Below are 25,098 nucleotides of genomic sequence, written 5' to 3' on the forward strand. Positions count from 1 at the left end.
TCGTGAGGGATCAACGATCGGCGAAGCGGCTGATCGTCAGGGGGTCGCCGGCGCTGATCAGCACCTTGGCCAACAGGCTTTCGAGGGCCTTGAGTTCTTCAGGCGCCAGCACTCCGACCAGCTCGTTCATTGCCGCCGCGCCGATCTCCGGCAGCCGGTCAGCCAGACGCTGGCCCTCGGCAGTCAATGCAAGACGCACCTGGCGGCGGTCTTCGGGGCAGCGGTTACGCACGATCAGTTCCTTCTGCTCGAGGCGATCGAGCATGCGAGTCATCGAACCACTGTCCAGGCCCAGGTAGCGGCACAGTTCGGCCGGTGTATCCACCTGGTACTGAGTGACGATGATCAGCACCTTGAACTGCGCGGCAGTGACGCCGTCGGCTTCGAGATGAGAATCGAGGATGCGGTCCTTCAGGAGCGCGGCGCGACCGAGCAGCAAGCCGATGGTGCAGGCCTGGAAATTTTCCGGAGAGTAATGGGACATGGCTGGCTGCTCAGGCAATTGTTTAAAAATATTACTGCCTAGGCAGTGAATGTCAAAGCCTTAAATAGCCTGCTATGTAAATTTTCGTACAGAAGCCCTCAGGACTCCTGCAACCCCAAGGCCTCGACCTGTCCGCAGGCGATGGCCATGCCCACCAATTCAGGGAGACTCGCGGCCTGCAGGCGCTTCATCACCCGCCCGCGATACAGGTCCACGGTTTTGACGCTGACGCCCAGTTGTTCGGCGACTTCCCGGTTGCTCAGCCCTTGGACCAGAGGAATGAACACGTCGCGCTCACGTGGTGTGAGGCCGTCGATACGCGCCTGCACGGTGGCCAAGGCTTCGCTGTTCTGATGCCTGCGCCGTACCTGGTCCAGAGCGGCCTGCACGCTGTCGAGCAGCAGTTGGTCGTTGTAGGGCTTTTCGATGAAATCGCAGGCCCCCGCCTTGAAGGCCCGGACCACGATGGGCACATCGGCATGGCCGCTGACGAAGATCACCGGGATGTCCAGCCCGCGCTCACGCAATGCCGCCTGCACCGCCAGCCCACCAAGGCCTGGCATGCGCACGTCCAGCAGTACGCAGGCCGGCTCGCGGTCGTCGCACACCTCGAGAAACGCCTGACCACCTGTGAACGGCAGCGCCCGCAGGCCCACCGACTCCAGCAGCCAGACCGTCGAGTCGAGCATGCCTTGGTCGTCATCGACCACATATACCTTCGCTTGCACCACTGCGCCCTCTTCTTATCCATTGTTCGCCGGCAGACGACAGCACAGCACCAAGCCACCCGCCTCGCCTGGTCGCGCCTGCAGGCTGCCGCCAAAGCCCTCGACAATGCTCCGGCTCATGCTCAACCCCAGGCCCAGGCCATCGGCCTTGGTCGTGGTGAACGGCGTGAAGATCTTATCCAGGCGCTCGGCCGTCACGCCCGGACCTTGATCGCAGACCTCCACCAACAGCCCGTCGCCCAGAGCCTTGGCGGTGAGCAGGATACGCGAGGCCCGCGCGCCGTGCTGCTCGCGGTTGGCATCGATGGCATTGCGCAGCAGGTTGAGCAGCACCTGCTCAAGCAACACCCGATCGGCGTAAACCTTGGGCAACTGCGGGCCCAGGCGCTGCTCGATGCGCACCTGGGCCTGACCGGCTTCCCAGGCGCACAGGCGCAATGCCTCACCCACCACGTCGGCGATTTCCAAGGCCTGGAGGTGGCGCGGCCCCTTGCGCAGAAAGGCCCGCAGGCGACGAATCACCTGCGCCGCATGGGTTGCCTGGGCGTTGATCCGTTGCAGGCCCTGGCCGATGCGCTCCCGGGCCAGGGGGTCGTGATCGAGATTGTGCAGGTAGCGCAGGCTGGCGTTGCTGTAGTTGAGCACCGCCGCCAGCGGCTGGTTGATCTCGTGGGCAATGCCCGAGGCGAGTTCGCCCAAGGTGGCGACGCGGGCGCTGTGGGCCAGCGTCTCCTGGGCTTCGATGCGCAATGTGATGTCGCGCGAGACGGCGACGATTTCCACCACCGCTCCGGTATAGGTCTCGCGGATCGCCCGGCAGGCGATCTCGAACCAGCGGTAACGGCCATCGGCATGACGCACACGGCAGGTCAGGGTGTGATACCCCTCCACCTCCAGTGCCGCGCCGGCCTGCAGCAAAACCTGGCGCCGCTCGCTGGGGTGCAGCAAGGCATGCACGGCGCTACCGCGCAGTTGTTCCGGCCACCGGCCAAGCAAGCGGAAGGCCGCCGGCGTGGCATCGAGAAAGCGCCCGTCCGGGCTGTGCCGGGAAATCAAGTCCGTGGTGTTTTCGGTGATCAGCCGGTACAGGCGCCGGGCACGGCTGGCCTCACGGGCCTCGCGACGTTCATCGCTGGCGTCGCGGCAGCGGGCTACAACTTGCTGGCCGTTGTCATCGGGAATGAACGTCCAGAGCAGGATGCGCTCCCCTGCCTCGGCTTCCACCTCGGCGATGGCCCGGCGTTGGCGCAAACAGGCTCGCACCAGTGCCGCCGCGTTGGTGGGCAACGCCAGTGTGTTTTCGCCGAACAGCGCCTGGAACGCGGCGTTGAACGCCAACGGGCGTGCATCAGGGGCCAGCAATAGGCTGGGTTGCGGGTCCTTGGCCAGCAAGGGCGATAAGGTCTTGTCCACCGTAAAGGGCTCTTTTTATAGTAGTTTTACTATATTGCTATAGTCGATCTTCCAGCTACCATAGCGGTTCGCGTAAAAATGCGACAGGGGCAGCAGCCATCGGCAGCTCCCCTTCCCTGATCAGAGCTAACAATCAGCCACCGGGGGCCATGCGCACAGGCTGCGTCTGCCTCCTTACAGGAACACCGCATGTCGATCTATTCCCAGGGCCTGATGCCCACTGCCGTCAATCATGTCGCCCTCACCCCTTTGAGCTTCATCGAACGAACCGCCGCGGTGTATGGCCGCTATCCGGCGGTGATTCATGGTGCCATCCGCCGTGACTGGGCCCAGACCTACGAGCGCTGCCGGCGCCTGGCCAGTGCCTTGGCCGGTCGCGGTATTGGCCGAGGCGACACGGTTGCCGTGATGTTGCCGAACATTCCGGCGATGCTCGAAGCGCATTTTGCCGTGCCGATGATCGGTGCGGTGCTCAATACCCTCAACGTACGCCTGGACGCCGAAGCCATCGCCTTCATGCTGCAGCATGGCGAAGCCAAGGTGCTCATCACCGACCGTGAGTTCCACCATGTGATCGAAGGCGCCCTGGCCCTGCTCGAACATCCGCCACTGGTGGTGGATGTGGACGACCCGGAGTATGGCGAGGGCCGCGCCGTCAGCGACCTGGACTACGAGGCCCTGCTGGCCGAGGGCGACCCAGCGTTCGCCTGGGAGTGGCCCGATGACGAATGGCAGGCGATTTCCCTGAACTACACCTCCGGCACCACCGGCAATCCCAAAGGCGTGGTGTATCACCACCGCGGTGCCTACCTCAATGCGCTGGGCAACCAGATGACCTGGTCGATGGGCCAGCATCCGGTGTACCTGTGGACGCTGCCGATGTTCCACTGCAACGGCTGGTGCTACCCCTGGACCGTCACCGCGCTGGCGGGCACCCATGTATTCCTGCGCCGGGTCGACCCGCAGAAGATCCTCACCCTGATCCGCGAGCACCGCGTCAGCCACCTGTGCGGTGCGCCCATCGTGCTCAATGCCCTGGTGAACGTGCCCGACACCGACAAAGCTGCCATTGGCCATCCGGTGCAGGCCATGGTCGCAGGCGCCGCGCCACCGGCCAAAGTGATCGGTGCGGTCGAAGAGATGGGTATCCGCGTCACCCACACCTATGGCCTGACCGAGGTCTACGGCCCGGTCACCGTCTGCGCCTGGCACGCCGAGTGGGATGAACAGCCGCTGGAGCAGCGCGCGCGGATCAAATCCCGCCAGGGCGTGCGTTACCCGACCCTGGATGGGCTGATGGTGGCCGATCCCCAGACCCTGCAACCGGTGCCACAGGACGGCACGACCCTGGGCGAGATCTTCATGCGCGGCAATACCGTGATGAAGGGCTACCTGAAAAACCCCGAGGCCACCGCCGAGGCCTTCCGCGGCGGCTGGTTCCACACCGGCGATCTGGCCGTCTGGCATGCCGACGGCTATGTCGAGATCAAAGACCGGCTCAAGGACATCATCATCTCCGGCGGCGAGAACATCTCCACCATCGAAGTCGAAGACACCCTCTACAGGCACCCGGCCGTGCTCGAAGCCGCCGTGGTGGCACGCCCGGATGAAAAATGGGGCGAAACCCCCTGCGCGTTCGTGGCCCTCAAGCCAGGTCAAGGCAGTACCCGCGAGGCGGACATCATCCAGTGGTGCCGCGAGCACCTGGCCGGCTTCAAGGTGCCCAAGACCGTGATATTCGGCGAATTGCCGAAGACCTCCACGGGCAAGATCCAAAAATACGTCCTGCGCGACCAAGCCAAGGCCCTCTGACCCTCACACGAGCCCCGACATGACTGATTACAACGCGCCCCTTCGCGACATGCGCTTCGTCCTGCACGAGGTGTTCGACGCCCCGGCCCTGTGGGCACGGCTGCCCGCACTGGCCGAGCGTGTCGATGCCGACACCGCCGATGCCATCCTCGAAGAAGCGGCAAAGATCACCGGCCAGTTGATCGCCCCACTCAGCCGTAACGGCGATGAACAAGGCGTGCGCTTCGACGATGGCCAAGTCACCACCCCCAACGGCTTCCGCCAGGCCTGGCAAACCTACCGCGAAGGCGGCTGGGTCGGTCTGGGCGGCAATCCTGAACACGGCGGCATGGGCATGCCGAAGATGCTCGCCGTGCTGTTCGAAGAGATGCTCTATGCCGCCGATTGCAGTTTCAGCCTGTACTCGGCACTGAGCGCCGGCAGCTGCCTGGCCATCGACGCCCACGCCAGCGACGACCTCAAGACCACCTACCTGCCGCCGCTGTACAGCGGCCAATGGGCTGGCAGCATGTGCCTGACCGAGCCCCACGCCGGGACCGACCTGGGGCTGATCCGCACCCGCGCCGAACCCCAGGCCGACGGCACCTACCAGGTCAGCGGCAGCAAGATCTTCATCACCGGCGGCGACCAGGACCTGACCGAGAACATTATCCACCTGGTTCTGGCCAGACTGCCGGATGCCCCGGCAGGGCCCAAGGGCATCTCGCTGTTACTGGTCCCCAAGTTCCTGCTCAACGCGGACGGCTCGCTCGGTGCGCGCAACGCCGTGCAGTGCGGCTCGATCGAACACAAGATGGGCATCAAGGCTTCGGCGACCTGCGTGATGAACTTCGACGGCGCCATCGGCTATCTGGTCGGCGAACCGAACAAAGGCTTGGCGGCGATGTTCACGATGATGAACTACGAGCGCCTGTCCATCGGCATCCAGGGTATCGGGTGCGCCGAAGCCTCTTACCAGAGCGCCGCACGCTATGCCAATGAACGCCTGCAAAGCCGTGCGGCCAGCGGCCCGCAGGCCAAGGACAAGATCGCCGACCCGATCATCCATCACGGCGATGTACGCCGCATGCTGCTGACCATGCGCGCCCTTACCGAGGGTGGCCGGGCCTTTGCCACCTATGTAGGGCAGCAATTGGACCTGTCCCGCTACGCAGAGGATGCCAGTGAGCGCGAAAGGGCCTTGCGCTTGGTGGCGCTCCTGACGCCCGTGGCCAAGGCATTTTTCACCGACAACGGCCTGGAGAGTTGCGTACTGGGTCAGCAGGTCTTCGGCGGCCATGGCTATATCCGCGAATGGGGCCAGGAGCAACGCGTGCGGGATGTGCGCATCGCGCAGATCTACGAAGGCACCAATGGCATCCAGGCGCTGGACCTGCTCGGGCGCAAGGTGCTGGCCGATGGTGGGCAGGCACTGTCAGGCTTCGCGACCGAGGTGCGGGCATTCTGCGTGGATGCGCCTTTGCACCGGGAGGCCTTGCAGGATGCCCTGGCACGCCTGGAGCGCACCAGTCAATGGCTACGCGCCCAAGCGCCCGATGATGCCAACCTGGTCAGCGCCAGCGCCGTGGAATACCTGCACCTGTTCGGCCTCACCGCCTACGCCTACATGTGGGCGCGCATGGCCGCCGTGTCCTTGCGCAACACCGAACAGGACCCCACCTTCCATGGGGCCAAGCTGTCCTGTGCGCAGTTCTTCTTCCAACGCCTGCTACCTCGCACCCTGGCCCTGGAAGCCAGCATCAAGGCTGGCAGCGCAAGCCTGTACGGCATGACGCCCGAGCAGTTCTGACCCGGCTGGGGCGCCCTGCGCCCCCCGCTTTGCTGGGCAGCACATCAGCGGATGCGGACAAAAAAACCTGACATCTAATAGTCATTCGCCATTACCTCGGTTCTCGACCACCCCCAGTCGGGGGTAGAATGCCGCAAAACCGGGAGCCGCAATGAACCACGACCGCTTCAATCCAGACGATGCCCTTGCCGATGCCGCCGCGCACTGGTGCATGCGCTTGCATGCCGAAGACTGCACGCCGGCCGAGCGCGAGGCGTTCAATCGATGGCTGGCGGCCGACCCACGGCACCTGGAGGAATACCAGGCCATGCTGGAGATCTGGGATACCGCCGAGCTGTTGCCACGCACCGCTACGGTGGTGGACTTCAATCCCGATGCCCGTCGGACGCCACGTCCTCGCAACTGGCGTCCACTAGCCTGTGCGGCGACAATCGCCCTGATGGCCCTGCCCTTGGCGGGCTGGGTCGGCTGGGAACAGGGCTGGCTGCCCAATCACTACCAGCACGTTCAAAGCACCGACCAGATCCGTCAGGTCACCCTCAGCGACGGCAGCGTGGTCGAACTCAACCTGCACAGCGAACTGCGCTACCTGAACTTCAAAGACCAGCGCCAGGTCACGCTGCTCAAGGGCGAAGCGTTCTTCAAGGTCGAGCACGACACCCGCCATCCGTTCATCGTTCGCGCCGGCACGGGCCAGACCCAGGTCACCGGAACCCAGTTCAACGTCTGGAAGTATGAAGATCAGGTCAAGGTGACCCTGGTGGAGGGTTCGGTGCTGGTCAGCAGCAACGGCAAGGGTGGCGGCTATCGCCTCGGCCCTGGCATGCAGGCCAGCTACCGCGCCGGTGACTTCGAGCCAGCGCTGGCCGAAGCTGACGATTCGGGCAACAGCCTGGCCTGGCGTAACGGCAAGCTGGTCCTCGACAACCTGAGCCTCGCCCAGGCCCTGCCGGTGATCAACCGCTACCTGGACGAGCCTCTGCAACTGGCCGACGACAGTACCGGCACAATCCGCGTCAGCGGCGTATACAGCACGCGCGATGTGGAGCAACTGGTGGACAACCTGCCCAAGGTGCTGCCGATCTACCTCACCCGCAGCAAGGACGGCAGCACCGTCCTCAATCGTATTTCCCCGCCGCCCGGGCGCGGCTGATAACGGGCACGGCGAGCTGCCAGACATTGCTGGGGGCCGCGACGCAGCCCCCCGGCTTTTCAGAGCACCATCGCCGCCAACCAGCCAAAGGCCAACAACGGTAGGTTGTAGTGAATGAAGGTCGGCACCACCGTGTCCCAGATATGGTGATGCTGGCCGTCCACATTGAGCCCCGAGGTCGGGCCCAGGGTCGAATCCGACGCAGGCGAGCCGGCATCGCCCAGCGCGCCAGCGGTGCCGACGATACACACCGTGGCGACCGGGTCGAAGCCCAGCTGTACGCACAGCGGTACGAAGATCGCCGCCAGGATCGGCACGGTGGAGAACGACGAACCGATACCCATGGTCACCAGCAGCCCTACCAACAGCATGAGCAAGGCGCCGATGCCTTTGCTGTGATCGATCCATTGCGCCGAGGCCTCCACCAGGCTGTGCACTTCACCGGTGGCCTTCATCACCTCGGCAAAGCCTGAAGCGGCAATCATGATGAAGCCGATCATGGCCATCATCTTCATGCCTTCGGTGAACAGATCGTCGGTGTCCTTCCAGCGCACGATGCCCGACAGCGAGAAGATCAAAAAGCCTACCATCGCCCCGATGATCATCGAGTCCAGCCACAGCTGGATGATGAAGGCCGCCGCGATGGCCGCACCTGCCACCAGCAGGGTCAAGGGGTTGTAGCTGACGCTGACCTGTTCGACCTGCTCGATGCGGCCAAGGTCATAGTCGCGCTTCTTGCGGTAGCTGAAGCACACGGCCAGGAACAGGCCGGCCAACATGCCGGCGGCCGGGATGGCCATGGCGTGGGTGACATTGACCCCACTGACATCCACCCCCGCGCGGCTGACGTTGGCCAGCAGGATCTCGTTGAGGAAGATGTTGCCAAAGCCCACCGGCAGGAACATGTATGGGGTGATCAAACCGAAGGTGATCACGCAGGCGATCAAACGGCGGTCGATACGCAGGCGTGTCAGCACGTACAGAAGCGGCGGCACCAGCAGCGGGATGAAAGCGATATGGATAGGCAGGATGTTCTGCGAAGAGATCGCCACCACCAGCATCAGGCCGATCAGCAGCCACTTGAGCCCACCGGCGTTGCCATGACCCTGGCGATCGACCATCGCCAGGGCGCGATCAGCCAGGGCATGGGCCAGGCCGGACTTGGCGATGGCCACGGCGAAGGCGCCGAGCAGCGCATAGGACAGCGCCACCGTCGCACCGCCGCCCAGGCCACTGTTGAAGGCCTTGAGCGTGCCTTCTGTGCCCAGGCCGCCAACCAGGCCACCGGTCAGGGCGCCGATGATCAGGGCGATGACCACATGCACGCGGGACAGGCTCAGGATCAGCATGATGCCGACCGCGGCAATGACAGCATTCATTGTGTGGATTACCTCGTTACGACAGACAAAAAGCGAGTGCGCCGGCGACAGGCTGCCTGCAGGCAGTGGCCGGGCCAGGGGATATTGTTATGAAGGGCGCACACTCTGAAGCACACCCAGGCGCTTGTCAAAGCGCTCAAGGTCGCGACCTGGGACAAACGACTTAGGCAATACGACTTTTTTATTGAACGCTTGAATAAAGAAAGCCTTCCCGACGCCGACACAGAAGCCAGCCCCCCGATTTATCACAAGGGATCCACCCCAAATGCCTCTGCGACAACTCTCCATCCAGTGGAAGATCACCCTGCTGGCCGGCCTCTGCCTGGCGACCATCGTCACCGTGCTGATCGGCCTTTCGCTGTACCGCATGGACCATAGTTCTGACCTGGTCAAGGCCAGCAGCATGCAGATGCTCACCGAGTCGGCCCAGGCGCGCATCGAGTCGCAAGGCGAGGTCCAGGCCTTGAACATCCGCCGCCAGTTCATGGACGCCTACCAATACGGCGCAGGCTTTGCCCGCCAGGTGCTGTTCCTGCGCGAACAGGCCGAAAAGCGTTTTTTGGACGCCTATGACCTGCGCGAAGACATGACCCGTCAGGTGCGCGCCGCCCTTCAGGCCAACCCCGACCTGCTGGGCCTGTCGCTGGTGTTCGAACACGACGCCCTCGATGGCAAGGACAAACTGTTCACCGGCCAAGCCGAGCTGGGCAGCAACGAGACCGGTCGTTTTGCCCTGTACTGGTCGCAACCGCATGCCGGTCAGCTGACGTCCATGGCCCTGCCGGAGCAGGACATGGCCAACACCGAGATCGGCCCCAGTGGCGAACCGAACAACACCTGGTGGGTGTGCCCGCGCAGCACAGGCAAGGTCTGTGTGAGCGAGCCGTACTTCTACACCATCGAAGGCCAGCAGGTGCTGATGACCAGCATCGTGTTCCCGTTGATCGTCGCCGACAAGGTGATCGCGACCCTGTCCATCGACATCAACCTCAACAGCCTGCAGGCCCTCAGCCAAGACGCCAGCCGCAACCTCTACGAAGGTCGCACCACCGTCGGCATCCTGAGCCCAGCAGGCCTGTTGGCCGGCTACAGTGCCGATGCCAGCAAGCTGGCCCATCGCTTCGACCAGGTCGACACCGCCCAAGGCGCGGATCTGGTGCGCAAGCTGCCCGAAGGCAAGCTGCAGATCCTGCGCAACGAACAACGCCTGAAAGTGCTGGCCGCGTTCGAGCCGATCCCGGGTGGCAAACCGTGGGGCGTACTGCTCGATGTGCCGGAAAGCGCCCTGACAGGCCCGGCCGAAGCGCTCAAGCAAGAGCTCGATACCCTCAACACCAGTGGCACGCTGCTGGAACTGGGCTTGGGGCTGGCCGTGGCGATTGCCGGCCTGTTGCTGGTGTGGCTGATGGCCCGCGGTGTCACCCGGCCGATCCTGGGCGTGGCCGCCATGCTCAAGGACATCGCCAGCGGTGAAGGCGACCTGACACGTCGCCTGACCTACGACAAGCGCGACGAACTGGGCGAGTTGGCCGGCTGGTTCAACCGCTTCCTCGACAAGCTGCAACCGACCATTGCCGAAGTGAAAACGTCGGTCCAGGCTGCCCGAGGCACCGCCGACCAGTCCGCAGCCATTGCCGCCGAGACCAGCTCAGGCATGGAGCAGCAGTACCGCCAGGTCGACCAGGTGGCCACCGCCTCCCACGAAATGAGCGCCACCGCCCAGGACGTCGCCCGCAGCGCGGCCCAGGCCGCCCAGGCCGCCCGCGATGCCGACCAGGCGACCCGCGAAGGCCTGGCGGTGATCGACCGCACCACCAGCAGCATCGACGCCTTGGCCGCCGACATGAGCGGCGCCATGGCCCAGGTCCAGGGCCTTGCGCAGAACAGCGAGAAGATCGGCTCGGTGTTGGAGGTGATCCGCTCGATCGCCGAACAGACCAACCTGCTGGCCCTCAACGCCGCCATCGAGGCCGCCCGCGCCGGCGAGGCCGGGCGAGGTTTCGCCGTGGTCGCCGACGAAGTGCGCAACTTGGCCCGTCGCACCCAGGAGTCGGTGGAGGAAACCCGACAGGTGATCGAAGCCCTGCAGGCCGGTACCCAGGAAGTAGTCGGTGCCATGGACAACAGCCACCGCCAGGCCCAGGGCGGCGTCGAGCAGGTAGGCCAGGCGGTCACTGCCTTGCAGCGCATCGGCCAGGCCGTGACGGTGATCACCGACATGAACCTGCAGATCGCCTCGGCCGCCGAGGAACAAAGCGCGGTGGCCGAAGAGATCAACAACAATGTCGCGACCATTCGTGACGTCACCGAGTCGCTGTCCGGCCAGGCCAACGAGTCGGCGCGGGTGAGCCAGTCGCTCAACGACCTGGCCAACCAGCAGCAGCGGTTGATGGACCAGTTCCGCGTCTGACCCCTCCAATGCCGGGGCCGCTCTGCGGCCCTTCGCGGCGGCTCGACGCTCCGATCGACCCGCGAACACCGGCAAAACCGGTGCCCTCCACCGTGGAGCCTGCTTCGTGAGTAAACCCACGAAAAGGCGAGCCACAGGGCCTTGCAACCTCGTCGTCTACACTTGCCCGAACTCAAGGACCGGCAACCGACGAGGCGCCAATGAAGAGAATTCCAACGCTGCTGGCCGGGCTGCTGCTCGCCGTGGGCCTGGCCAGCACCGACAGCGCGGCCGCCGAGGAGCGCACGCCTATCCACTTCGGCGCCATTGGCTGGGAAAGCGGCGCACTGACCACAGAGATCCTGCGGCTGATCGTCGAGCATGGGTTTGGCTACCCCACCGACACCCTCCCCGGCAGTACCGTCAGCATGGAAGTGGCCCTGGCGCGCAACGACCTGCAGGTGATCGCCGAAGAGTGGGCCGGGCGCAGTCCTGCCTGGGTCAAGGCCGAGCAGGCCGGCCAGGTGTTCGCCCTGGGCGATACCGTGAAAAATGCCGAAGAAGGCTGGTGGGTACCGGCCTATGTGATCAAGGGTGACCCGGCCCGCAACCTGAAGCCACTGGCGCCGGATCTTCGCAGCGTCGAGGACCTCAAGCGCTACCCCCAGGTGTTTCGCGATCCAGAAACACCGGAAAAGGGCCGCTTCCTCAACAGCCCCAGCGGCTGGACCTCCGAAACGGTCAACAGCCAGAAGCTCAAGGCCTATGGCCTGGACACGCTCTACAACAATTTCCGCAGTGGCTCAGGCGCCGCGCTGGACGCCGAAATCGGCTCGGCGATCCGCCGCGGCCAGCCGGTGCTGTTCTATTACTGGAGCCCTACGCCGTTGATGGGCCGCTACGATCTGGTCCGCCTCGAAGAACCACCGTTCGACGCGGCGGCCTGGGCCACCCTCACCGATGCGAAAAACCCGCACCCCAAAGGCAGCCGGTCATTGCCCGCCAAGCTGTCGATCGGGGTCTCAGCGTCCTTTCGTGAGCACTACCCAAACCTGGTGGCAGTGTTCGAGAAAGTCGAACTGCCCATCGACCGGCTGAACAAAGCCCTGGCCCACATGAGCGAAACCCGCCAGACGCCGCGTGACGCTGCCCTGATGTTCCTGCGTGACAACCCGGCGGTCTGGAAGGCTTGGCTGCCTGCCGAGGCCGCCGCCAAGGTTGAGGGTGCGCTGTGAGTGCAGGGTTTCCCGACGCCCTGCAATTCTCCTTCGCCGAATGGGTCAACCGCCTGGTCGATTGGCTGGTGTTGCGCTATGGCGATCAACTACGCAGCCTGTCCGAGCATTTGCTGCACGTGCTGGTGGGCCTGGAAAACCTGTTGCGCCTGCTGCCCTGGTGGCTGCTGCTCCTGCTGGTCGGCCTGCTCGCCTGGCACGCCAGCCGCAGCCTGACCCGGGCGCTGGTACTCTGTGCCCTGCTGGCGCTGATCGGTATGCTCGGTTTATGGGACAAACTGCTGCAGACGCTGGCCCTGGTGCTGGTCAGTACCGGTTTGTGCGTGCTGATCGGGGTGCCGCTGGGGGTGCTCCTGGCGACCCGCCCCTTGGCGCGGCGCCTGGTATTACCGGTGCTCGACGTGATGCAGACCCTGCCAGCATTCGTATACCTGATCCCGGTGTTGATGCTGTTCGGCCTGGGCAAGGTCCCGGCCGTGTTCGCCACCCTGGTCTATGCCTTGCCGCCGCTGGTGCGCCTGACCGAACTGGGCCTGGCCCAGATCGACCCGTCATTGCTGCAGGCAGCCCATGGCCTGGGCGCCAATCGCTGGCAACGGCTGCGCCGCATCGCCCTGCCCCTGGCGCTGCCGAGCATCATGGCCGGGCTCAACCAATCGGTGATGATGGCCTTGTCGATGGTGGTGCTGGCCTCGATGATCGGTGCCCGCGGCTTGGGCGAGGATGTACTGGCCGGGATCCAGACGCTCAATGTCGGCCAGGGTGTGGAAGCGGGGCTTGCGATCGTTGCGCTGGCAATGGTCATCGACCGCATCAGCCAGGCCTTTGGACAGCCGCGACGTTGAGCAGCGGGACCGCGCAGCGGCCCCAAGAAACGAAGCTCAACGCTTCATGCAGCGCTGATAACGCTCATCCACCCGCCCTGCGAACCATGCCGTGGTCAGCTTGCGGGTGATCTTCGGGCTCTTGAGCTCGATCCCCGGCAGCACCGCGCGTGGCAACGGTTTACCCGCCTTGGCGTCCGCCAGGGCGAACACGCCTTGATACAGGTTGGTGTCTTCGAACCCGAGGCTGTCGCCCTTCTCCAGCTGGCTGCGGATCTGCGGGTTGCGCAGCCCGAGCTTTGCGCCGAGCTTGCGCGCCGCCTGCTCCGTGGTGCCGGGCATGATCGAGCCCGGCGCAATCAGGTCGCCATCGAGCGCCAGGGTCACCCCGCTCACCCGGCTGAGTGCGGCCTGGAATGCCGCATTGCGGCTGGCGTACCACCCGGCGTTGAAATCCGCGAAACGATACAGCTGGCGCTGATAATGGCTCGGGTACCCCAGCAGGTGGGCGATGCCGAAGTACAGACCGCCGCGACGGGTGAACACCTCCTGGCGAATCGTGCCCTCGTAGCTGTAGGGATAATCCTTGGCATGGTGCTCGGCGAAATCGATGCTGACCTGCATCGGACCACCGGTCCGGACCGGATTCAGACCGCCCAGCAATGTACGCCCCAGCGGCAGACCGGCGATGAAGTCATCGAACAACCCGCTCAGTTGCTTCTCGCTGCGTACCGCCATCAAGCGCTGCTGGTAGGTCTGGCCATTGCCCGACGGGGTTTTCAGTGCCCCATCGACCAGCAACTTGGGGATGTGCAGTCGTGCAGCACGCCGATCGATCTCTTCACGAGCGATGCGACCCAGGTTCGGCACCTGCGGGTCGGCATTGAACGTCGATTCCTGCTCGGTCACCGCCAATACCGCGCATAGATTGCTCTTGCTCGGATGGATGCGCTGGGCATTGAAGGCGGTCTGGATGTCCCGCGCCCAGCCCTCCCTTTCCTTGATCGATGCCGGCAGCAGGCGCTTGACCTGGGCCTGCACCTGGGCCTGCACCTGGGCCGGATCGGCCTCGGAAACGTCAGGCGAAGTCGTACATCCCTGCAATACCCCAAGTACCACCAAACCCAGTGCCGCCAGCCTGCCACTCGTCCGAGCCGTCAAGGCTGTTCGCCCACCAGGTAGGTTTTGCTGAGGTGGCGGAACAACGGATGCCCGGCACTGCCCATCAGCTCGAACAGCACCATCTCACGGGTCACCACCTGCGCTCCGGCATCGCGCATGCGTGCCAGGCCCGCCGCCTTGCTGGCGGGGCTGCGGCTGTCGCAGGCATCCTCGACCACGAACACTTGCCTGCCCAGGGCCAGCAGGCCGAGGACGGTCTGCAACACGCAAACGTGGGTCTCCATACCGCAGACGATCACCTGCTCGCGCGCCATCAGGCTGGCCGGCAGACATTCGGCGGCCACACAGGAGAAATGCTGTTTTTCCACGATCTGCGCCGCCGGCGATGCGGCCTTGAGTTCGGCCAGGGTCGGGCCAAGGCCCTTGGGGTACTGTTCGGAAATCACCGTCGGCAGCTCCAGTTCGGCGGTCGCCGCCAACAGCCAGCGAGCCCGAGCACGGGTGCCTTCGGGGTCGCTCATGGCATTGATGAGTTTTTCCTGGATATCGACGACCAGCAGCGTGGCCTTGCGAGGATCGATCAGCATTGTCAGCCCCTTGCCTAGGAAAGTGGGCAGCCCAAGGTAGGCTGCAAAGCCCACTAGGCTGGCCGAGGCAAAGGGCGACGTCAATCAGGCGCAGCGTCGAAGCGGCGCCAAGGCCTCGGCCAGGACGCCAAGCACCCGGTCTTCGTGCTCGTGAATGAAGAAGTGCCCACCCGGAAACACGTCGAGGGTGAACGCCCCCTGCGTTTCCCGGCCCCAAGCCTGCAATTGTTCCTGGCTCGCCCGGTCGTCCTCACCGCACAGCACATGCAGCGGGCAGCTCAAGGCCGGACGCTGGCGGTAGGCATAACGCCCGCACAGCAGAAAATCTGCGCGCAGGATCGGCAAGGTCAGGCTCATCAGCTCTTGGTTGGCCAGCACCTCTTCGGGCGTGCCCTGCAGCTTGCGCAGCTCTGCGATCAGTTCATCATCGCGCCGCGGCTCACGCCATTGCACACCGTCGTAGTCCTCACGGCGGCTCGGCGCCGCGGTACCGCAGGCAAACAACGCAAGCGGCGGCGGGCAGCCCAAGGCCTGCAATTCGTGGGCAAGCTCGAAAGCCAGCAACGCGCCCAGGCTATGGCCCAACAAGGCATAAGGGGCAATGGCCGAGGCGCGGTGCTCGACGGCCAGTTGCCGCGCCAAGGCCTGCATGTCGGTCTGCAACGGCTCACCCAGACGCATGCCCCGACCAGGCAGTTCCACTGGACACACCTGCAACCAGGCCGGCACCTTTCGGCGCCAACGGCTATAGACCATGGCGCTGGCGCCGGAGTACGGCAGGCACAGCAGATTCACTGCATTCACAGACAACGCCTCATTGAGCCTGGGCTTGGGCCATTTTCTGGCGCAGGCTCAACGGCCGCATGTCGGTCCAGACCTCATCGATGTAGGCCAGGCAGTCTTTCTTCAGGCCACGCTTGCCTGCCGCGCGCCAACCGTTGGGAATCGCCTTGTAGTCAGGCCAGATGGAATATTGCTCTTCGTGGTTGACCACTACCTGGAACACGATATCGTCGCGATCGAATACGGACGTCATTGCCTGTCTCCTTGAATGATTGAGGCCGCTGCGCGAGGCGCAGGGTGGCTTCCCTTGAAACGAAGGACTCGCAGCGAAAATTAGTCGCCATCGAACCTTTGCAAGCGGCGCAGACAATGGCATAACTCCAGATCCCCCCGGCAAAGCCCACTGTGGAGATTCCCCATGCTCGGCGTAACCGACTACGGTGCATTCGTTGTAGCGTTTCTCATCCTCCTGGCCATCCCCGGGCCCGGCAACTTCGCGCTGATCACCGCCACCGGCAAGGGGGGTGTCAAGGGCGGGCTGGCCGCGACCCTGGGCGTGATCCTGGGTGATCAGGTGCTGATGTGGCTGGCGGTGGCCGGCGTCGCCACGCTGCTGGCGGCCTACCCGGCGGCCTTTCACGTGGTGCAGTGGGCAGGGGCGGCTTACCTGGCCTGGCTGGGCCTGCGCATGGTGCTGAGCAAACCGGGTACCGCTGCGCGCGAAAGCCGCATGGCCGGCGGGCACTATCTGCGCCAGACCATGATGATCACCCTGCTCAACCCCAAGGCGATCATGTTCTACATGGCGTTCTTCCCACTGTTCGTCGACCCGGTGCGCCACCAGGGCGTGGTGACATTTGCCTTCATGGCCGTGACCGTGGCCGCACTGACCTTCCTGTACGGCCTGATCGCCGTGCTGTTGACCCACTACCTGGCCGAACGCATGCGCGCCAACCCACGGGTGTCCAACCTGCTGGAGCGCCTGGCCGGCGCGTGTCTGGTGGGGTTCGGGATCAAGCTGGCGGCGATGCGCTGAAGATCAGGCGTCACGCAACAGGTCGTGGGCATCGAGCAGGCGGAAGGCCACCTGCGGGTTGCGCTCAAGGCCTCGTCGGATGGCGGCCGGAATGGCCTGGCGGGTCTTGCGGCACAGGCCGGGCTGTTCCTCCAGCTCGATGCTGATGCCGCGCATGGTACGGACCTCGTTGTAGCCGGGGGCGATACGCACGCGGATCCCCAACTGCTCGTACAGGCGCACCTGCAGGCGCTCGAGATCATCCAGGTCCTTCAGGTGCTCCAGGCGCTCTAGCAGGCGCTTTTCTTCCTGACGGGTCAGCAGCAGGATCCGCTGGGCCTGTGGCGGGCCTTCGTGCAGCCGCTCGCGCCCGCAATCGCAGAGTGCCGGTGGGCAGGGTTGTCGAAGTGGGCGCTCGTCGAAGGTCATGGAGCAAGCATAGATCTTTCCCTGTCCAACTTCATGAGCACCTTGCGATTGGCTTATTGCACCGACCACCGCACTTTTCGGGCAGGCAGGGGTCTACCCCCTCTTTTGCCGTCTGCAATCGATTGCCGGCCGTTTTTTTCGCCATGCACAAAGCGGGGCCAAACGCCGTGTGCTTGTGTAGGATGGGCAGCTAGGCGCTGCCAGTCATAGGGAGATTTTCATGCGCGTCCTGTCATCCGTTGCCCGCTTTGCCGCCCTGACGCTGGGCCTTGTCGCCTCGACCAGCGCCTTGGCCTTTACCGGTGAAGAAGGACAACTGATCGAGTCGATCAATGCCTACCGCAGCCAGGCCCAGCGCTGTGGTGGCGAGGCGTCGCTGGAACTGCCTCCGCTGAACAGCGACACCCGCCTTGCCCTTTCGCCGGAGGGCACCCGCGACCTGCAACAGGCCATGAGCCGCGCCGCCTACCCCATGGTCAATGTCCAGGCCATCAGCCTGTCCGGCCCGCGCGATGCCCGGGCGGCGATGAACGCCATCGAGGAAAGCTTCTGCCAGGTAGTGCTCGACCCACAGTTCGTCGATATCGGTGTCAGCCAGGAAGGTCGGGATTGGCGCATCGTTCTGGCCCGCCCCCTGCTCAGCGGGCGCCTGGGTGACTGGCAGGCCGAGGGCCAGAAATTGCTGCAAGCGATCAACGCCGCGCGCAAGGCGCCGCGCCAATGCGGTGGGCAACCCTTCGCCGCAGCCCCCGCCCTGAGCTGGAACAACACCCTGGCCGGCGTCGCTGCCAACCACACCCGGGCCATGGCCAACCAGAACTTCTTCGACCATATCGACCGCGATGGCCGCACCCCTGGCGACCGGGCAGAACTGGCCGGCTACCTGTACCGGCAGATCGGCGAGAACATCGCCGCCGGTCGCGACACAGCGAACAAGGTGGTCGATGGCTGGCTCGCCAGCCCCGGCCACTGTGCCACCCTGATGAACCCGGACTTCACCGAGCTGGGCGCGGCCTATGCGGTGGACCCCAAGAGCGATGCAGGGATCTACTGGACCGGGTTATTCGGGTCGCCGCAATGATTGCCGTGGGTGTGTTTGCAACGCCGGGGGAGACTCACTCCCCTAGCCTTCCCGAGGCGCGCAGCGCCAATGCCGTGCAGCCAAACCGGCGTCGTACGCACTTGCCCAAATAGCTGACATCCCCCAACCCAACCTCATCGGCGATCTGCGCCAAGCCGTGGCTTGAGTTGAGCAACCGCCAGCGCGCCTGCTGCAGGCGCATCTCAAGCCACCAGGCCTTGGCACTCATGCCGTGGCTGGCCTGAAACTGGCGGTCCAGCTGACGCCGACTGATCCCCAACTCCGCCGCCAGTTGTTCAAGCGTCAGCCGCGACCCCAGGTGATGGCGCATCAGCGCAGTCGCTCGCTGCACCCCACGTCCCTGCCCAGGCCCCTGCTCCAGCGAGCGCAAGGCGTGGCGGCTGTCACGGGTCTCGTCCACGAGCATGTCGGCCAAGCCCTTGAGTGCTCGCGTCCGGCCACAGGCGCGCGACAACAGCGCCACCGCCAGGTCGATGGCCGCCGTGCCCCCGGCGCAGGAGATCCGGGCGCCATCGATACAAAACAACTGCTCGCGCAGCACCTGCACAGAGGGAAACGAAGCGCGAAATTCCGCCTCGTGCCGCCAATGCACCACCACCTTGTGGCCTTCGAGCAAACCGCTGGCGGCCAACAGAAACACCGCATTGTCGACACACACCAGCTTCACCCCCGCCCGGGCGGCGCGCTTGAGCAGGGCTTGGTAGCGCGGAGCCAACGCCGCCGTGGCCGCCGCACTGCGCCCTCCGAACAGCACCAGATAGTCATAGCCTTTGAAATCCACCGATTGCGCCGTGGCCTGCACCTGAACCACAGCGCCACTGCTCGAAGGGACGGGATCGGCGGTCAGGCCCAGCAGCGTCCAGCTGCAATAGCGTTGGCGACTGTAGTCTTCGTCGTCGGCGCTGAAGCGCAGCTTGTCGAGGAAGGCACCGAACGGCAGCAAGGCGAATTCCGGCAAGGGCACGATCAACAGGCGGATGTCAGGGGTCATGCAAGGCGCGTCCATAAATAACCGCAGGATGTCCAGATACTACCTTATGAATCCCGACGCTTACCCTAGACTGGCGCTTTTCAGACCCAAAGGCATTCTCCATGGCACTGGATACCTGGCTCATCTACCTGCTGGCCAGCATCGGCTTGTCCCTGACCCCCGGTCCGAACAGCCTGCTGGCCCTGACTCACGGAGCACTCTACGGGGCCCGTCGCACTTTGTTCACCATCGTTGGCGGCGTATTCGGCTTCAGCGCACTGATCGCCTTGGCGATGTTTGGCCTCAGTGCGCTGTTGCACACCTCGGCCTCACTGCTGCAGGTGCTCAAATGGGTGGGCGGAGCCTATTTGCTGTGGCTGGGCATCCAGCTCTGGCGCAGCCCGGCGATGCGCCTGGAACTTGCCGAGGGCGCCGCGCGCCTGGGCAATGGCGGGCTGTTCCGCCAGGGCTTCCTGTCGGCCATGGCCAACCCCAAGGTGCTGTTGTTCTATGGAGCCTTTCTGCCGCAGTTCATCGACCCACAGCGCGGGCTGACGATGCAGTTCGTGATCATGGCGGCGACCTTTGCCAGCGTGGAGTTCGTGGTCGAGTACCTGCTGGCGCGCCTGGCCTTCCGCGTGCGGCCTTGGCTGGCGAAGGGTGGCCGCGGCTTCAATCGCTGCTGCGGGACCTTGTTCGCGCTGATCGGCGTGGCGCTGCCACTGGGCCGTTGAGCCGGGGCTACACTCAGGAGCCTGACGAGCGTAACGCGCGAGGCCCCTATGCCCGACAACCTGTTCACCGACCTTCCCCCCCTTGACCCACACGCTACCGAGCCGTTCGACGCATTACTCAATCGTCCGGGCTTGCGCATCGAACGCATCGTCTCCAGTGGCCAGGCCAGCCCACCTGGCTTCTGGTATGACCAGGCCGAAGGTGAATGGGTGCTGCTGCTCAGCGGCAGTGCCGGGCTCAGGCTCGAACACGAGCCACAAGCGCGGGTGCTGCGCCCCGGCGATCACCTGGACATCCCGGCCCATTGCCGGCATCGGGTAGAGTGGACCGAGGCCGGCGCGGCCACGGTATGGCTGGCGGTGTTCTACGGCAGCTGAGGCTGAACCACACCGATTGGCCCACCCTGCAACCGGTAGAAACGCCAAGGCAGCATCACTGCTGCCACCGCCAGGCCGCAGGCAAAACCGACCCAGACCCCGACCGGGCCCAACGGCGAATGAAACGCCAGGCCATAGCTGAGCGGCAGCGCCAGCAGCCAATAGCTGACCAAGGTCACGCCCACCGGCCAGCGGTAGTCCTGCAATCCACGCAAGGCGCCTAGGGCCGTGGACTGCAAACCATCGGCGATCTGCATGGTCGCGACCACCACGAACATCGGCACAGCGATGGCGATCACCTGAGGGTCGTCGCTCATGGCCTCGGCGATCGCCCGGCCAAACACCACCAGCAGCAAGGTACTGGCCACCATCCAGGCGCTGACGCTGATGAACGTGGCGCTGCCAATGGCTTTGATCCGCGCGGTTTCGCCACGTCCCTGAGCCTGGCTGATGCGGATGCTCACCGCCGCCGCCATGCCCAACGGCAACATGTACAGCAACGAGCCGATCGATTGCACCACCTGGTTGGCAGCCAGCGCCGCAGTGCCCAGCCAGCCCAGCATCCAGGCCGCGATCACCATGGCGCCAGCCTCGGCCAGGTAACCCAACCCCAGCGGCCACCCCTCCCCCATCAGCATGCGCCAGGCCAGGCGCGGGCCCAGGGGCGTTTGTCGGTAGGCCGACAGCGAAGGCGCCAGACGCCAATAGGCAAACGCCAGCAGCACCGCCAGGGACTCGGCCAGCACACTGGCGACACCAGCGCCCATCAAGCCCAGGGCTGGCAGCCCGAAGTGGCCGTGGATCAGGCCATAGCTCAAGGGGATGTTGAACACCACCGCACTCATCACCACCAGCACCGCCACCCACGGACGACCGATGGCTTCAAGCACGTCCTTGAACACCACGGCCAGGCAGAACGGGATCAAGAACACCGCCATGGCCTGCCAGTACGGCGTCAGCAGTTTTATGTCCGGCAACGGCACGCCGGCCCATTGCAGCACCGGCAGGATGCCGAGCATCGCCAGGCAGCCGAGGGTGCCGACCAACAGGCCGTAACCCAGCCCCGCGCGCAATGTACGTGCCACGGCGTCGGTATCGCCGGCACCGAAGGCATGGCCCACCCGCACGCTGAGGGTGGCGAGCATCCCGTAGAGCCCGGCGTGGAAGATCAACCCGGCACTGGCCGTAAGCGACACGCAGGCCAGCACCAGCGTCCCCAGCGAGGCCAGCATCAGCGTGTCTGTCAGGCTGATCAGCTCACTGGCCGAGAGGCCCAGCACCAGCGGCAAAGCCAGGCGCAGCAAGCCCGGAAGCTCGGCAAGCCAAGTGCGTTGAGGGTGCGACAAGGGCGCGGACATGGGACAAACCTCCAATTAGCATACGCCGCGTATGTTAATACACCCTTATTGACATACGCAACGTATGCTAATTTGCGCTCATCGTATTTCCCTGGAGTTGCCGATGCCTGCCCCTCGTCGTACCCGCGCCGCCATGAGCGCCGAAACCACCGAGCGACTGATCGCTGTGGCCCGCCGCCAGTTTGCCGAAAAAGGCTTCACCGCCGTGGTCATGGACGAACTCTGCGCCGAGGCCGATCTCACCCGGGGCGCCTTGCATCATCATTTCGGCGGCAAGGCCGGACTGTTCACCGCCGTGGTGACCCACCTGCTCGACGAGATCAACCAGGCGCTCGATGAGCGTTTCGCCACCCATACCGATCCGTGGGAGGGATACCTGGACACCTATCTGCACTACTACGACCTGCTCCACGACCCTGCCTTGCGCCGGATCCTGCTGCAGGATGCCCCCGCCGTGCTCGGCCCCCGCCTGCGTGAACTCGAAGAAGAAAGCTACATCGGCCCCATGGCCGCTGGATTGATGGACCTGCAGCAGGCCGGCGTACTGCGTGACTTCGACCCAGTGGCGATGGCGCATCTGATCAACGGAGCGATGGGCGACAGCGGCATGTGGGTGATTGCCCAGGATGACCCGCAACAGGCGGCTGAACGGGTCAAGACAGCCCTCAAGTGCTTGATGGAAGGCCTGCGCCGCCCCGAATCCATGGTTTGACGGCAAAAACCTTTTTGCGCTTTCAGAGGGCATTCTTTGGCGATTTTCGCCGCATGATCTAATCTTTTTATCGATATTTTGTTGATCAAGACCTGCGACAATCTGCCCTGAAAAATAATGTACCAACTTGTTAATTAGCTAGCTAAGGGCCTAAACTGCGCAGAGTCCCACCTGCGAGATCCCTGGCAATGACACAGACACCCCGCGCCTCTGGCGCCTCAACATTCATCTTGGTCGGGCTCGGCGTGATCATCGCCTTGCTCGGCCTGCTCCTGGCCGCTGGCGGCATCAAGCTGGTCGGTTTGGGAGGTTCCTGGTACTTCCTGCTCGGCGGCCTGGCCATGGCCGTTGCCGGCGTGCTCATCGCCCGCCGCAAGCCAGCCGGCGCCTGGCTGTTCGCCGCCTTCCTGGTCGCCACGGCGATCTGGGCCGTGCTCGATGCAGGCTTTACGTTCTGGCCGCTGTTCTCGCGGCTGTTCATGTTCTCGGCCATCGGCCTGGTGGTGGCGCTGGTCTATCCGATGCTGGTGCGCGCCAGCGGTGGCAGCGCCGGTCGTGGTGGCTACGCAGTGGCTGGGGTGCTGGCCATCGCCTTGGCAGTCGGCGTTGGCAACATGTTCGTCGCCCACCCCAGCGTCGCCCCCACCGGTAAAGGCCCGGGCATGACCCCGGTCGAGCCCGGCCAGGCACAGAAAGACTGGGCCCACTACGGCAACACCGAAGGCGGCAGCCGCTTCGCCGCGCTGGACCAGATCAACCGTGACAACGTCAACAAGCTCAAGGTCGCCTGGACCTACCACACCGGCGACATCGCCCTGAGCGACGGCAACGGTGCCGAAGACCAGCTGACCCCGCTGCAGGTGGGCGACAAGGTGTTCATCTGCACCCCGCACAACAACCTGATCGCGCTGGACGCGGACACCGGCAAGGAGCTGTGGAAAAACGCGATCAACGCCCAGTCCAAGGTCTGGCAACGTTGCCGGGGCATGGCCTATTTCGACGCCAGCGCCAAGATCGCCCAGCCCACCCAACCCAACAGCTCGCCGATCGTCGCCGCCAGCGTCCCGGCGGGTGCCAACTGCCAGCGCCGCCTGCTGACCAACACCATCGATGGCCGCCTGATCGCTGTCGATGCCGATACCGGCGCGTTCTGCGAGGGCTTTGGCAACAACGGCCAAGTCGACCTCAAGGCCGGCCTGGGCGATGTCCCAGACTCCTATTACCAACTGTCCTCCGCCCCATTGATGGCCGGCACCACCGTCGTGGTCGGCGGTCGGGTGGCCGACAACGTCCAGACTGACATGCCAGGTGGCGTGATCCGCGGCTTCGACGTGATCACCGGGCAGATGCGCTGGGCGTTCGATCCGGGCAACCCGCAGGACCGCAATGCCCCACAGGGTGACCGCACCTATGTGCGCAGCACGCCCAACAGCTGGGCCCCGATGTCCTATGACCCGGCGATGAACACGGTCTTCCTGCCGATGGGCAGCTCCTCCACCGACATCTACGGTGTCGAGCGCAGCGAACTGGACCACACCTATGGCGCCTCGGTGCTGGCCCTGGACGCCACTACCGGCAACCAGAAATGGGTGTTCCAGACCGTGCACAACGACCTGTGGGACTTCGACCTGCCCATGCAGCCGAGCCTGATCGACTTCACCCAGGACAACGGCAAGACCGTCCCGGCTGTGGTGATCGGCACCAAAGCCGGGCAGATCTATGTGCTCGATCGTGCCACCGGCAAGCCGCTGACCCAGGTCGACGAAGTGCCGGTCAAGCCGGGCAACATCCCCAACGAGCCGTATTCCCCGACCCAGCCCAAATCGGTCGGTATGCCGCAGATCGGCGCGCAGACCCTGACCGAATCGGACATGTGGGGCGCCACCCCGTATGACCAACTGCTGTGCCGCATCGACTTCAAGAAGATGCGCTACGACGGCCTGTACACCGCACCCGGCACCGATCTTTCGTTGAGCTTCCCAGGCTCGCTCGGTGGCATGAACTGGGGCAGCCTCTCCACCGACCCGGTGCATGGCTTCATCTTCGTCAACGACATGCGCCTGGGCCTGTGGATCCAGATGATCCCGTCGCAAAACAAAGGCCAGGCCACCTCCGGTGGTGAGGCGCTGAACACCGGCATGGGCGCTGTTCCCCTCAAGGGCACCCCCTATGCGGTGAACAAGAACCGCTTCCTGTCGGTGGCCGGCATCCCCTGCCAGGCACCGCCTTTCGGCACCCTGACCGCCATCGACATGAAGACCCGCCAGATCGCCTGGCAGGTACCGGTAGGAACTGTCGAAGACACCGGCCCCCTGGGCATCCGCATGCACCTGCCGATCAAGATCGGCCTGCCGACCCTCGGCGGCACGTTGTCCACCCAAGGTGGCCTGGTGTTCATCGCCGGCACCCAGGACTTCTACCTGCGCGCCTACGACAGCGGCAATGGCAACGAGATCTGGAAAGCCCGCCTGCCTGTCGGCAGCCAAGGCGGCCCGATGACCTACGTATCGCCCAAGACGGGCAAGCAGTATGTGGTGGTCACTGCGGGCGGGGCGCGGCAGTCCCCTGACCGGGGCGACTACGTGATGGCCTATGCCCTGCCTTAAACCGCGCCGTCTTCTTGGCGGGTAAAACCGCCTCACTGAGACCGCGTCGCACCCTTCGTGGGTGAACCCGCTGCCACAAAGGCTCGATGCAGCCTT

At 64.6% G+C, this 25,098-nt stretch carries 23 protein-coding genes and 1 pseudogene; 13 read left to right on the plus strand and 11 right to left on the minus strand.

All coding sequences use genetic code 11. The annotated features are described in order from the left end of the window. Window positions 1-10: 10 nt before the first annotated feature. From IEC33019_RS09540 to IEC33019_RS09550, 3 genes are all read right to left on the minus strand, one after another. A complete protein-coding gene (locus tag IEC33019_RS09540; RefSeq protein ID WP_070091180.1) occupies window positions 11-484 on the minus strand; it encodes a MarR family winged helix-turn-helix transcriptional regulator in 474 nt (157 codons plus the stop codon). A gap of 98 nt (window positions 485-582) precedes the next feature. Next, window positions 583-1,215, minus strand: a complete 633-nt coding sequence (locus IEC33019_RS09545; RefSeq protein ID WP_070091181.1) for a response regulator transcription factor — start codon at window positions 1,213-1,215, stop codon at window positions 583-585. 12 nt (window positions 1,216-1,227) lie between these two features. Continuing rightward, the gene (locus tag IEC33019_RS09550) at window positions 1,228-2,625 is read right to left on the minus strand and encodes a sensor histidine kinase (RefSeq protein ID WP_070091182.1); all 1,398 of its coding nucleotides are present in this window, start codon (window positions 2,623-2,625) and stop codon (window positions 1,228-1,230) included. 189 nt (window positions 2,626-2,814) lie between these two features. Between IEC33019_RS09550 and IEC33019_RS09555 the strand changes: the two genes are divergently transcribed. The 3 genes from IEC33019_RS09555 (at window position 2,815) to IEC33019_RS09565 (ending at window position 7,379) form a co-directional block, all read left to right on the plus strand. Next, window positions 2,815-4,437: an acyl-CoA synthetase gene (locus IEC33019_RS09555; RefSeq protein WP_070091183.1), complete on the plus strand. Its 1,623-nt coding sequence runs from the start codon at window positions 2,815-2,817 to the stop codon at window positions 4,435-4,437. Window positions 4,438-4,456: 19 nt separating this feature from the next. Beyond that, window positions 4,457-6,226: an acyl-CoA dehydrogenase C-terminal domain-containing protein gene (locus tag IEC33019_RS09560; RefSeq protein WP_070091184.1), complete on the plus strand. Its 1,770-nt coding sequence runs from the start codon at window positions 4,457-4,459 to the stop codon at window positions 6,224-6,226. 151 nt (window positions 6,227-6,377) lie between these two features. Continuing rightward, window positions 6,378-7,379 (plus strand): FecR family protein, encoded by a 1,002-nt coding sequence (locus IEC33019_RS09565; RefSeq protein ID WP_070091185.1) that lies wholly within the window; start codon window positions 6,378-6,380, stop codon window positions 7,377-7,379. 59 nt (window positions 7,380-7,438) lie between these two features. Here IEC33019_RS09565 and IEC33019_RS09570 read toward each other — a convergent pair whose 3' ends face one another. Beyond that, window positions 7,439-8,758, minus strand: coding sequence for a Na+/H+ antiporter family protein (locus tag IEC33019_RS09570; protein WP_070091186.1), 1,320 nt, complete (start codon window positions 8,756-8,758; stop codon window positions 7,439-7,441). Window positions 8,759-9,344: 586 nt separating this feature from the next. Here IEC33019_RS09570 and IEC33019_RS28170 point away from each other — a divergent pair. From IEC33019_RS28170 to IEC33019_RS09585, 4 genes and pseudogenes are all read left to right on the plus strand, one after another. After that, window positions 9,345-10,310 (plus strand): annotated as a pseudogene (locus IEC33019_RS28170) (PDC sensor domain-containing protein); the annotation flags it as partial. A 102-nt stretch (window positions 10,311-10,412) separates the two neighbouring features. Beyond that, window positions 10,413-11,168 carry a methyl-accepting chemotaxis protein gene (locus tag IEC33019_RS28175; protein WP_372340661.1) on the plus strand — a complete coding sequence of 252 codons (756 nt, stop codon included), beginning with the start codon at window positions 10,413-10,415 and terminating at the stop codon, window positions 11,166-11,168. Between the two features lie 200 nt (window positions 11,169-11,368). Next, on the plus strand, window positions 11,369-12,382 hold the full coding sequence (locus tag IEC33019_RS09580; RefSeq protein WP_070091188.1) for an ABC transporter substrate-binding protein: 1,014 nt from the start codon (window positions 11,369-11,371) through the stop codon (window positions 12,380-12,382). Then, window positions 12,379-13,227, plus strand: coding sequence for an ABC transporter permease (locus tag IEC33019_RS09585; RefSeq protein ID WP_070091189.1), 849 nt, complete (start codon window positions 12,379-12,381; stop codon window positions 13,225-13,227). Before IEC33019_RS09580 ends, IEC33019_RS09585 begins: the two co-directional genes overlap by 4 nt. Window positions 13,228-13,263: 36 nt before the next feature. Here IEC33019_RS09585 and IEC33019_RS09590 read toward each other — a convergent pair whose 3' ends face one another. The 4 genes from IEC33019_RS09590 to IEC33019_RS09605 form a co-directional block, all read right to left on the minus strand. Then, window positions 13,264-14,367 (minus strand): DUF1615 domain-containing protein, encoded by a 1,104-nt coding sequence (locus IEC33019_RS09590; protein WP_437436777.1) that lies wholly within the window; start codon window positions 14,365-14,367, stop codon window positions 13,264-13,266. Further along, complete coding sequence (locus tag IEC33019_RS09595; RefSeq protein WP_070091190.1) at window positions 14,364-14,915, minus strand: hydrolase; 552 nt, start codon at window positions 14,913-14,915, stop codon at window positions 14,364-14,366. The genes IEC33019_RS09590 and IEC33019_RS09595 overlap by 4 nt, the downstream gene beginning before the upstream one ends. 84 nt (window positions 14,916-14,999) lie before the next feature. After that, the gene (locus IEC33019_RS09600; RefSeq protein ID WP_081337392.1) at window positions 15,000-15,719 is read right to left on the minus strand and encodes a thioesterase II family protein; all 720 of its coding nucleotides are present in this window, start codon (window positions 15,717-15,719) and stop codon (window positions 15,000-15,002) included. A 10-nt stretch (window positions 15,720-15,729) separates the two neighbouring features. Continuing rightward, window positions 15,730-15,951: an MbtH family protein gene (locus IEC33019_RS09605; RefSeq protein ID WP_070091191.1), complete on the minus strand. Its 222-nt coding sequence runs from the start codon at window positions 15,949-15,951 to the stop codon at window positions 15,730-15,732. A gap of 165 nt (window positions 15,952-16,116) precedes the next feature. Between IEC33019_RS09605 and IEC33019_RS09610 the strand changes: the two genes are divergently transcribed. Next, the gene (locus tag IEC33019_RS09610; protein WP_070091192.1) at window positions 16,117-16,734 is read left to right on the plus strand and encodes a LysE family transporter; all 618 of its coding nucleotides are present in this window, start codon (window positions 16,117-16,119) and stop codon (window positions 16,732-16,734) included. A gap of 3 nt (window positions 16,735-16,737) precedes the next feature. On the opposite strand, the gene IEC33019_RS09615 is transcribed toward IEC33019_RS09610, so the two are convergent. Further along, window positions 16,738-17,142: a hypothetical protein gene (locus tag IEC33019_RS09615; protein ID WP_070091193.1), complete on the minus strand. Its 405-nt coding sequence runs from the start codon at window positions 17,140-17,142 to the stop codon at window positions 16,738-16,740. A 220-nt stretch (window positions 17,143-17,362) separates the two neighbouring features. Here IEC33019_RS09615 and IEC33019_RS09620 point away from each other — a divergent pair, with 220 nt between their 5' ends. Beyond that, window positions 17,363-18,223 carry a CAP domain-containing protein gene (locus IEC33019_RS09620; RefSeq protein WP_070091194.1) on the plus strand — a complete coding sequence of 287 codons (861 nt, stop codon included), beginning with the start codon at window positions 17,363-17,365 and terminating at the stop codon, window positions 18,221-18,223. A gap of 34 nt (window positions 18,224-18,257) precedes the next feature. Here IEC33019_RS09620 and IEC33019_RS09625 read toward each other — a convergent pair whose 3' ends face one another. After that, a complete protein-coding gene (locus tag IEC33019_RS09625; RefSeq protein ID WP_070091195.1) occupies window positions 18,258-19,235 on the minus strand; it encodes a GlxA family transcriptional regulator in 978 nt (325 codons plus the stop codon). A 101-nt stretch (window positions 19,236-19,336) separates the two neighbouring features. On the opposite strand from IEC33019_RS09625, the gene IEC33019_RS09630 reads away from it, so the two are divergent. After that, on the plus strand, window positions 19,337-19,948 hold the full coding sequence (locus tag IEC33019_RS09630) for a LysE family translocator (protein ID WP_070091196.1): 612 nt from the start codon (window positions 19,337-19,339) through the stop codon (window positions 19,946-19,948). A gap of 48 nt (window positions 19,949-19,996) precedes the next feature. Continuing rightward, on the plus strand, window positions 19,997-20,326 hold the full coding sequence (locus tag IEC33019_RS09635; protein WP_070091197.1) for a cupin: 330 nt from the start codon (window positions 19,997-19,999) through the stop codon (window positions 20,324-20,326). Here the strand turns inward: IEC33019_RS09635 and IEC33019_RS09640 are convergent. Next, entirely contained in the window at window positions 20,314-21,684 is a 1,371-nt protein-coding gene (locus tag IEC33019_RS09640; RefSeq protein WP_070091198.1) for an MATE family efflux transporter, read from the minus strand. The genes IEC33019_RS09635 and IEC33019_RS09640 overlap by 13 nt on opposite strands. A 103-nt stretch (window positions 21,685-21,787) precedes the next feature. Between IEC33019_RS09640 and IEC33019_RS09645 the strand changes: the two genes are divergently transcribed. Together IEC33019_RS09645 and IEC33019_RS09650 are read left to right on the plus strand one after the other, a co-directional pair. Further along, window positions 21,788-22,396 (plus strand): TetR/AcrR family transcriptional regulator, encoded by a 609-nt coding sequence (locus tag IEC33019_RS09645; protein WP_070091199.1) that lies wholly within the window; start codon window positions 21,788-21,790, stop codon window positions 22,394-22,396. A gap of 188 nt (window positions 22,397-22,584) precedes the next feature. Next, complete coding sequence (locus tag IEC33019_RS09650; protein ID WP_070091200.1) at window positions 22,585-25,002, plus strand: glucose/quinate/shikimate family membrane-bound PQQ-dependent dehydrogenase; 2,418 nt, start codon at window positions 22,585-22,587, stop codon at window positions 25,000-25,002. The last annotated feature ends 96 nt before the right edge of the window (window positions 25,003-25,098 follow it).

The organism is Pseudomonas putida (genome assembly GCF_002741075.1).
Taxonomy (GTDB): Bacteria; Pseudomonadota; Gammaproteobacteria; order Pseudomonadales; family Pseudomonadaceae; genus Aquipseudomonas; species Aquipseudomonas putida_T.

Bases quoted from the DNA above. Each gene is read 5' to 3' on its own strand.
- IEC33019_RS09540 (WP_070091180.1), bottom strand. From the start codon at position 484: ATGTCCCATTACTCTCCGGAAAATTTCCAGGCCTGCACCATCGGCTTG.
- IEC33019_RS09555 (WP_070091183.1), top strand. From the start codon at position 2,815: ATGTCGATCTATTCCCAGGGCCTGATGCCCACTGCCGTCAATCATGTC.
- IEC33019_RS09560 (WP_070091184.1), top strand. From the start codon at position 4,457: ATGACTGATTACAACGCGCCCCTTCGCGACATGCGCTTCGTCCTGCAC.
- IEC33019_RS09565 (WP_070091185.1), top strand. From the start codon at position 6,378: ATGAACCACGACCGCTTCAATCCAGACGATGCCCTTGCCGATGCCGCC.
- IEC33019_RS09570 (WP_070091186.1), bottom strand. From the start codon at position 8,758: ATGAATGCTGTCATTGCCGCGGTCGGCATCATGCTGATCCTGAGCCTG.
- IEC33019_RS28175 (WP_372340661.1), top strand. From the start codon at position 10,413: ATGGAGCAGCAGTACCGCCAGGTCGACCAGGTGGCCACCGCCTCCCAC.
- IEC33019_RS09580 (WP_070091188.1), top strand. From the start codon at position 11,369: ATGAAGAGAATTCCAACGCTGCTGGCCGGGCTGCTGCTCGCCGTGGGC.
- IEC33019_RS09595 (WP_070091190.1), bottom strand. From the start codon at position 14,915: ATGCTGATCGATCCTCGCAAGGCCACGCTGCTGGTCGTCGATATCCAG.
- IEC33019_RS09605 (WP_070091191.1), bottom strand. From the start codon at position 15,951: ATGACGTCCGTATTCGATCGCGACGATATCGTGTTCCAGGTAGTGGTC.
- IEC33019_RS09610 (WP_070091192.1), top strand. From the start codon at position 16,117: ATGCTCGGCGTAACCGACTACGGTGCATTCGTTGTAGCGTTTCTCATC.
- IEC33019_RS09615 (WP_070091193.1), bottom strand. From the start codon at position 17,142: ATGACCTTCGACGAGCGCCCACTTCGACAACCCTGCCCACCGGCACTC.
- IEC33019_RS09620 (WP_070091194.1), top strand. From the start codon at position 17,363: ATGCGCGTCCTGTCATCCGTTGCCCGCTTTGCCGCCCTGACGCTGGGC.
- IEC33019_RS09625 (WP_070091195.1), bottom strand. From the start codon at position 19,235: ATGACCCCTGACATCCGCCTGTTGATCGTGCCCTTGCCGGAATTCGCC.
- IEC33019_RS09630 (WP_070091196.1), top strand. From the start codon at position 19,337: ATGGCACTGGATACCTGGCTCATCTACCTGCTGGCCAGCATCGGCTTG.
- IEC33019_RS09635 (WP_070091197.1), top strand. From the start codon at position 19,997: ATGCCCGACAACCTGTTCACCGACCTTCCCCCCCTTGACCCACACGCT.
- IEC33019_RS09640 (WP_070091198.1), bottom strand. From the start codon at position 21,684: ATGTCCGCGCCCTTGTCGCACCCTCAACGCACTTGGCTTGCCGAGCTT.
- IEC33019_RS09645 (WP_070091199.1), top strand. From the start codon at position 21,788: ATGCCTGCCCCTCGTCGTACCCGCGCCGCCATGAGCGCCGAAACCACC.
- IEC33019_RS09650 (WP_070091200.1), top strand. From the start codon at position 22,585: ATGACACAGACACCCCGCGCCTCTGGCGCCTCAACATTCATCTTGGTC.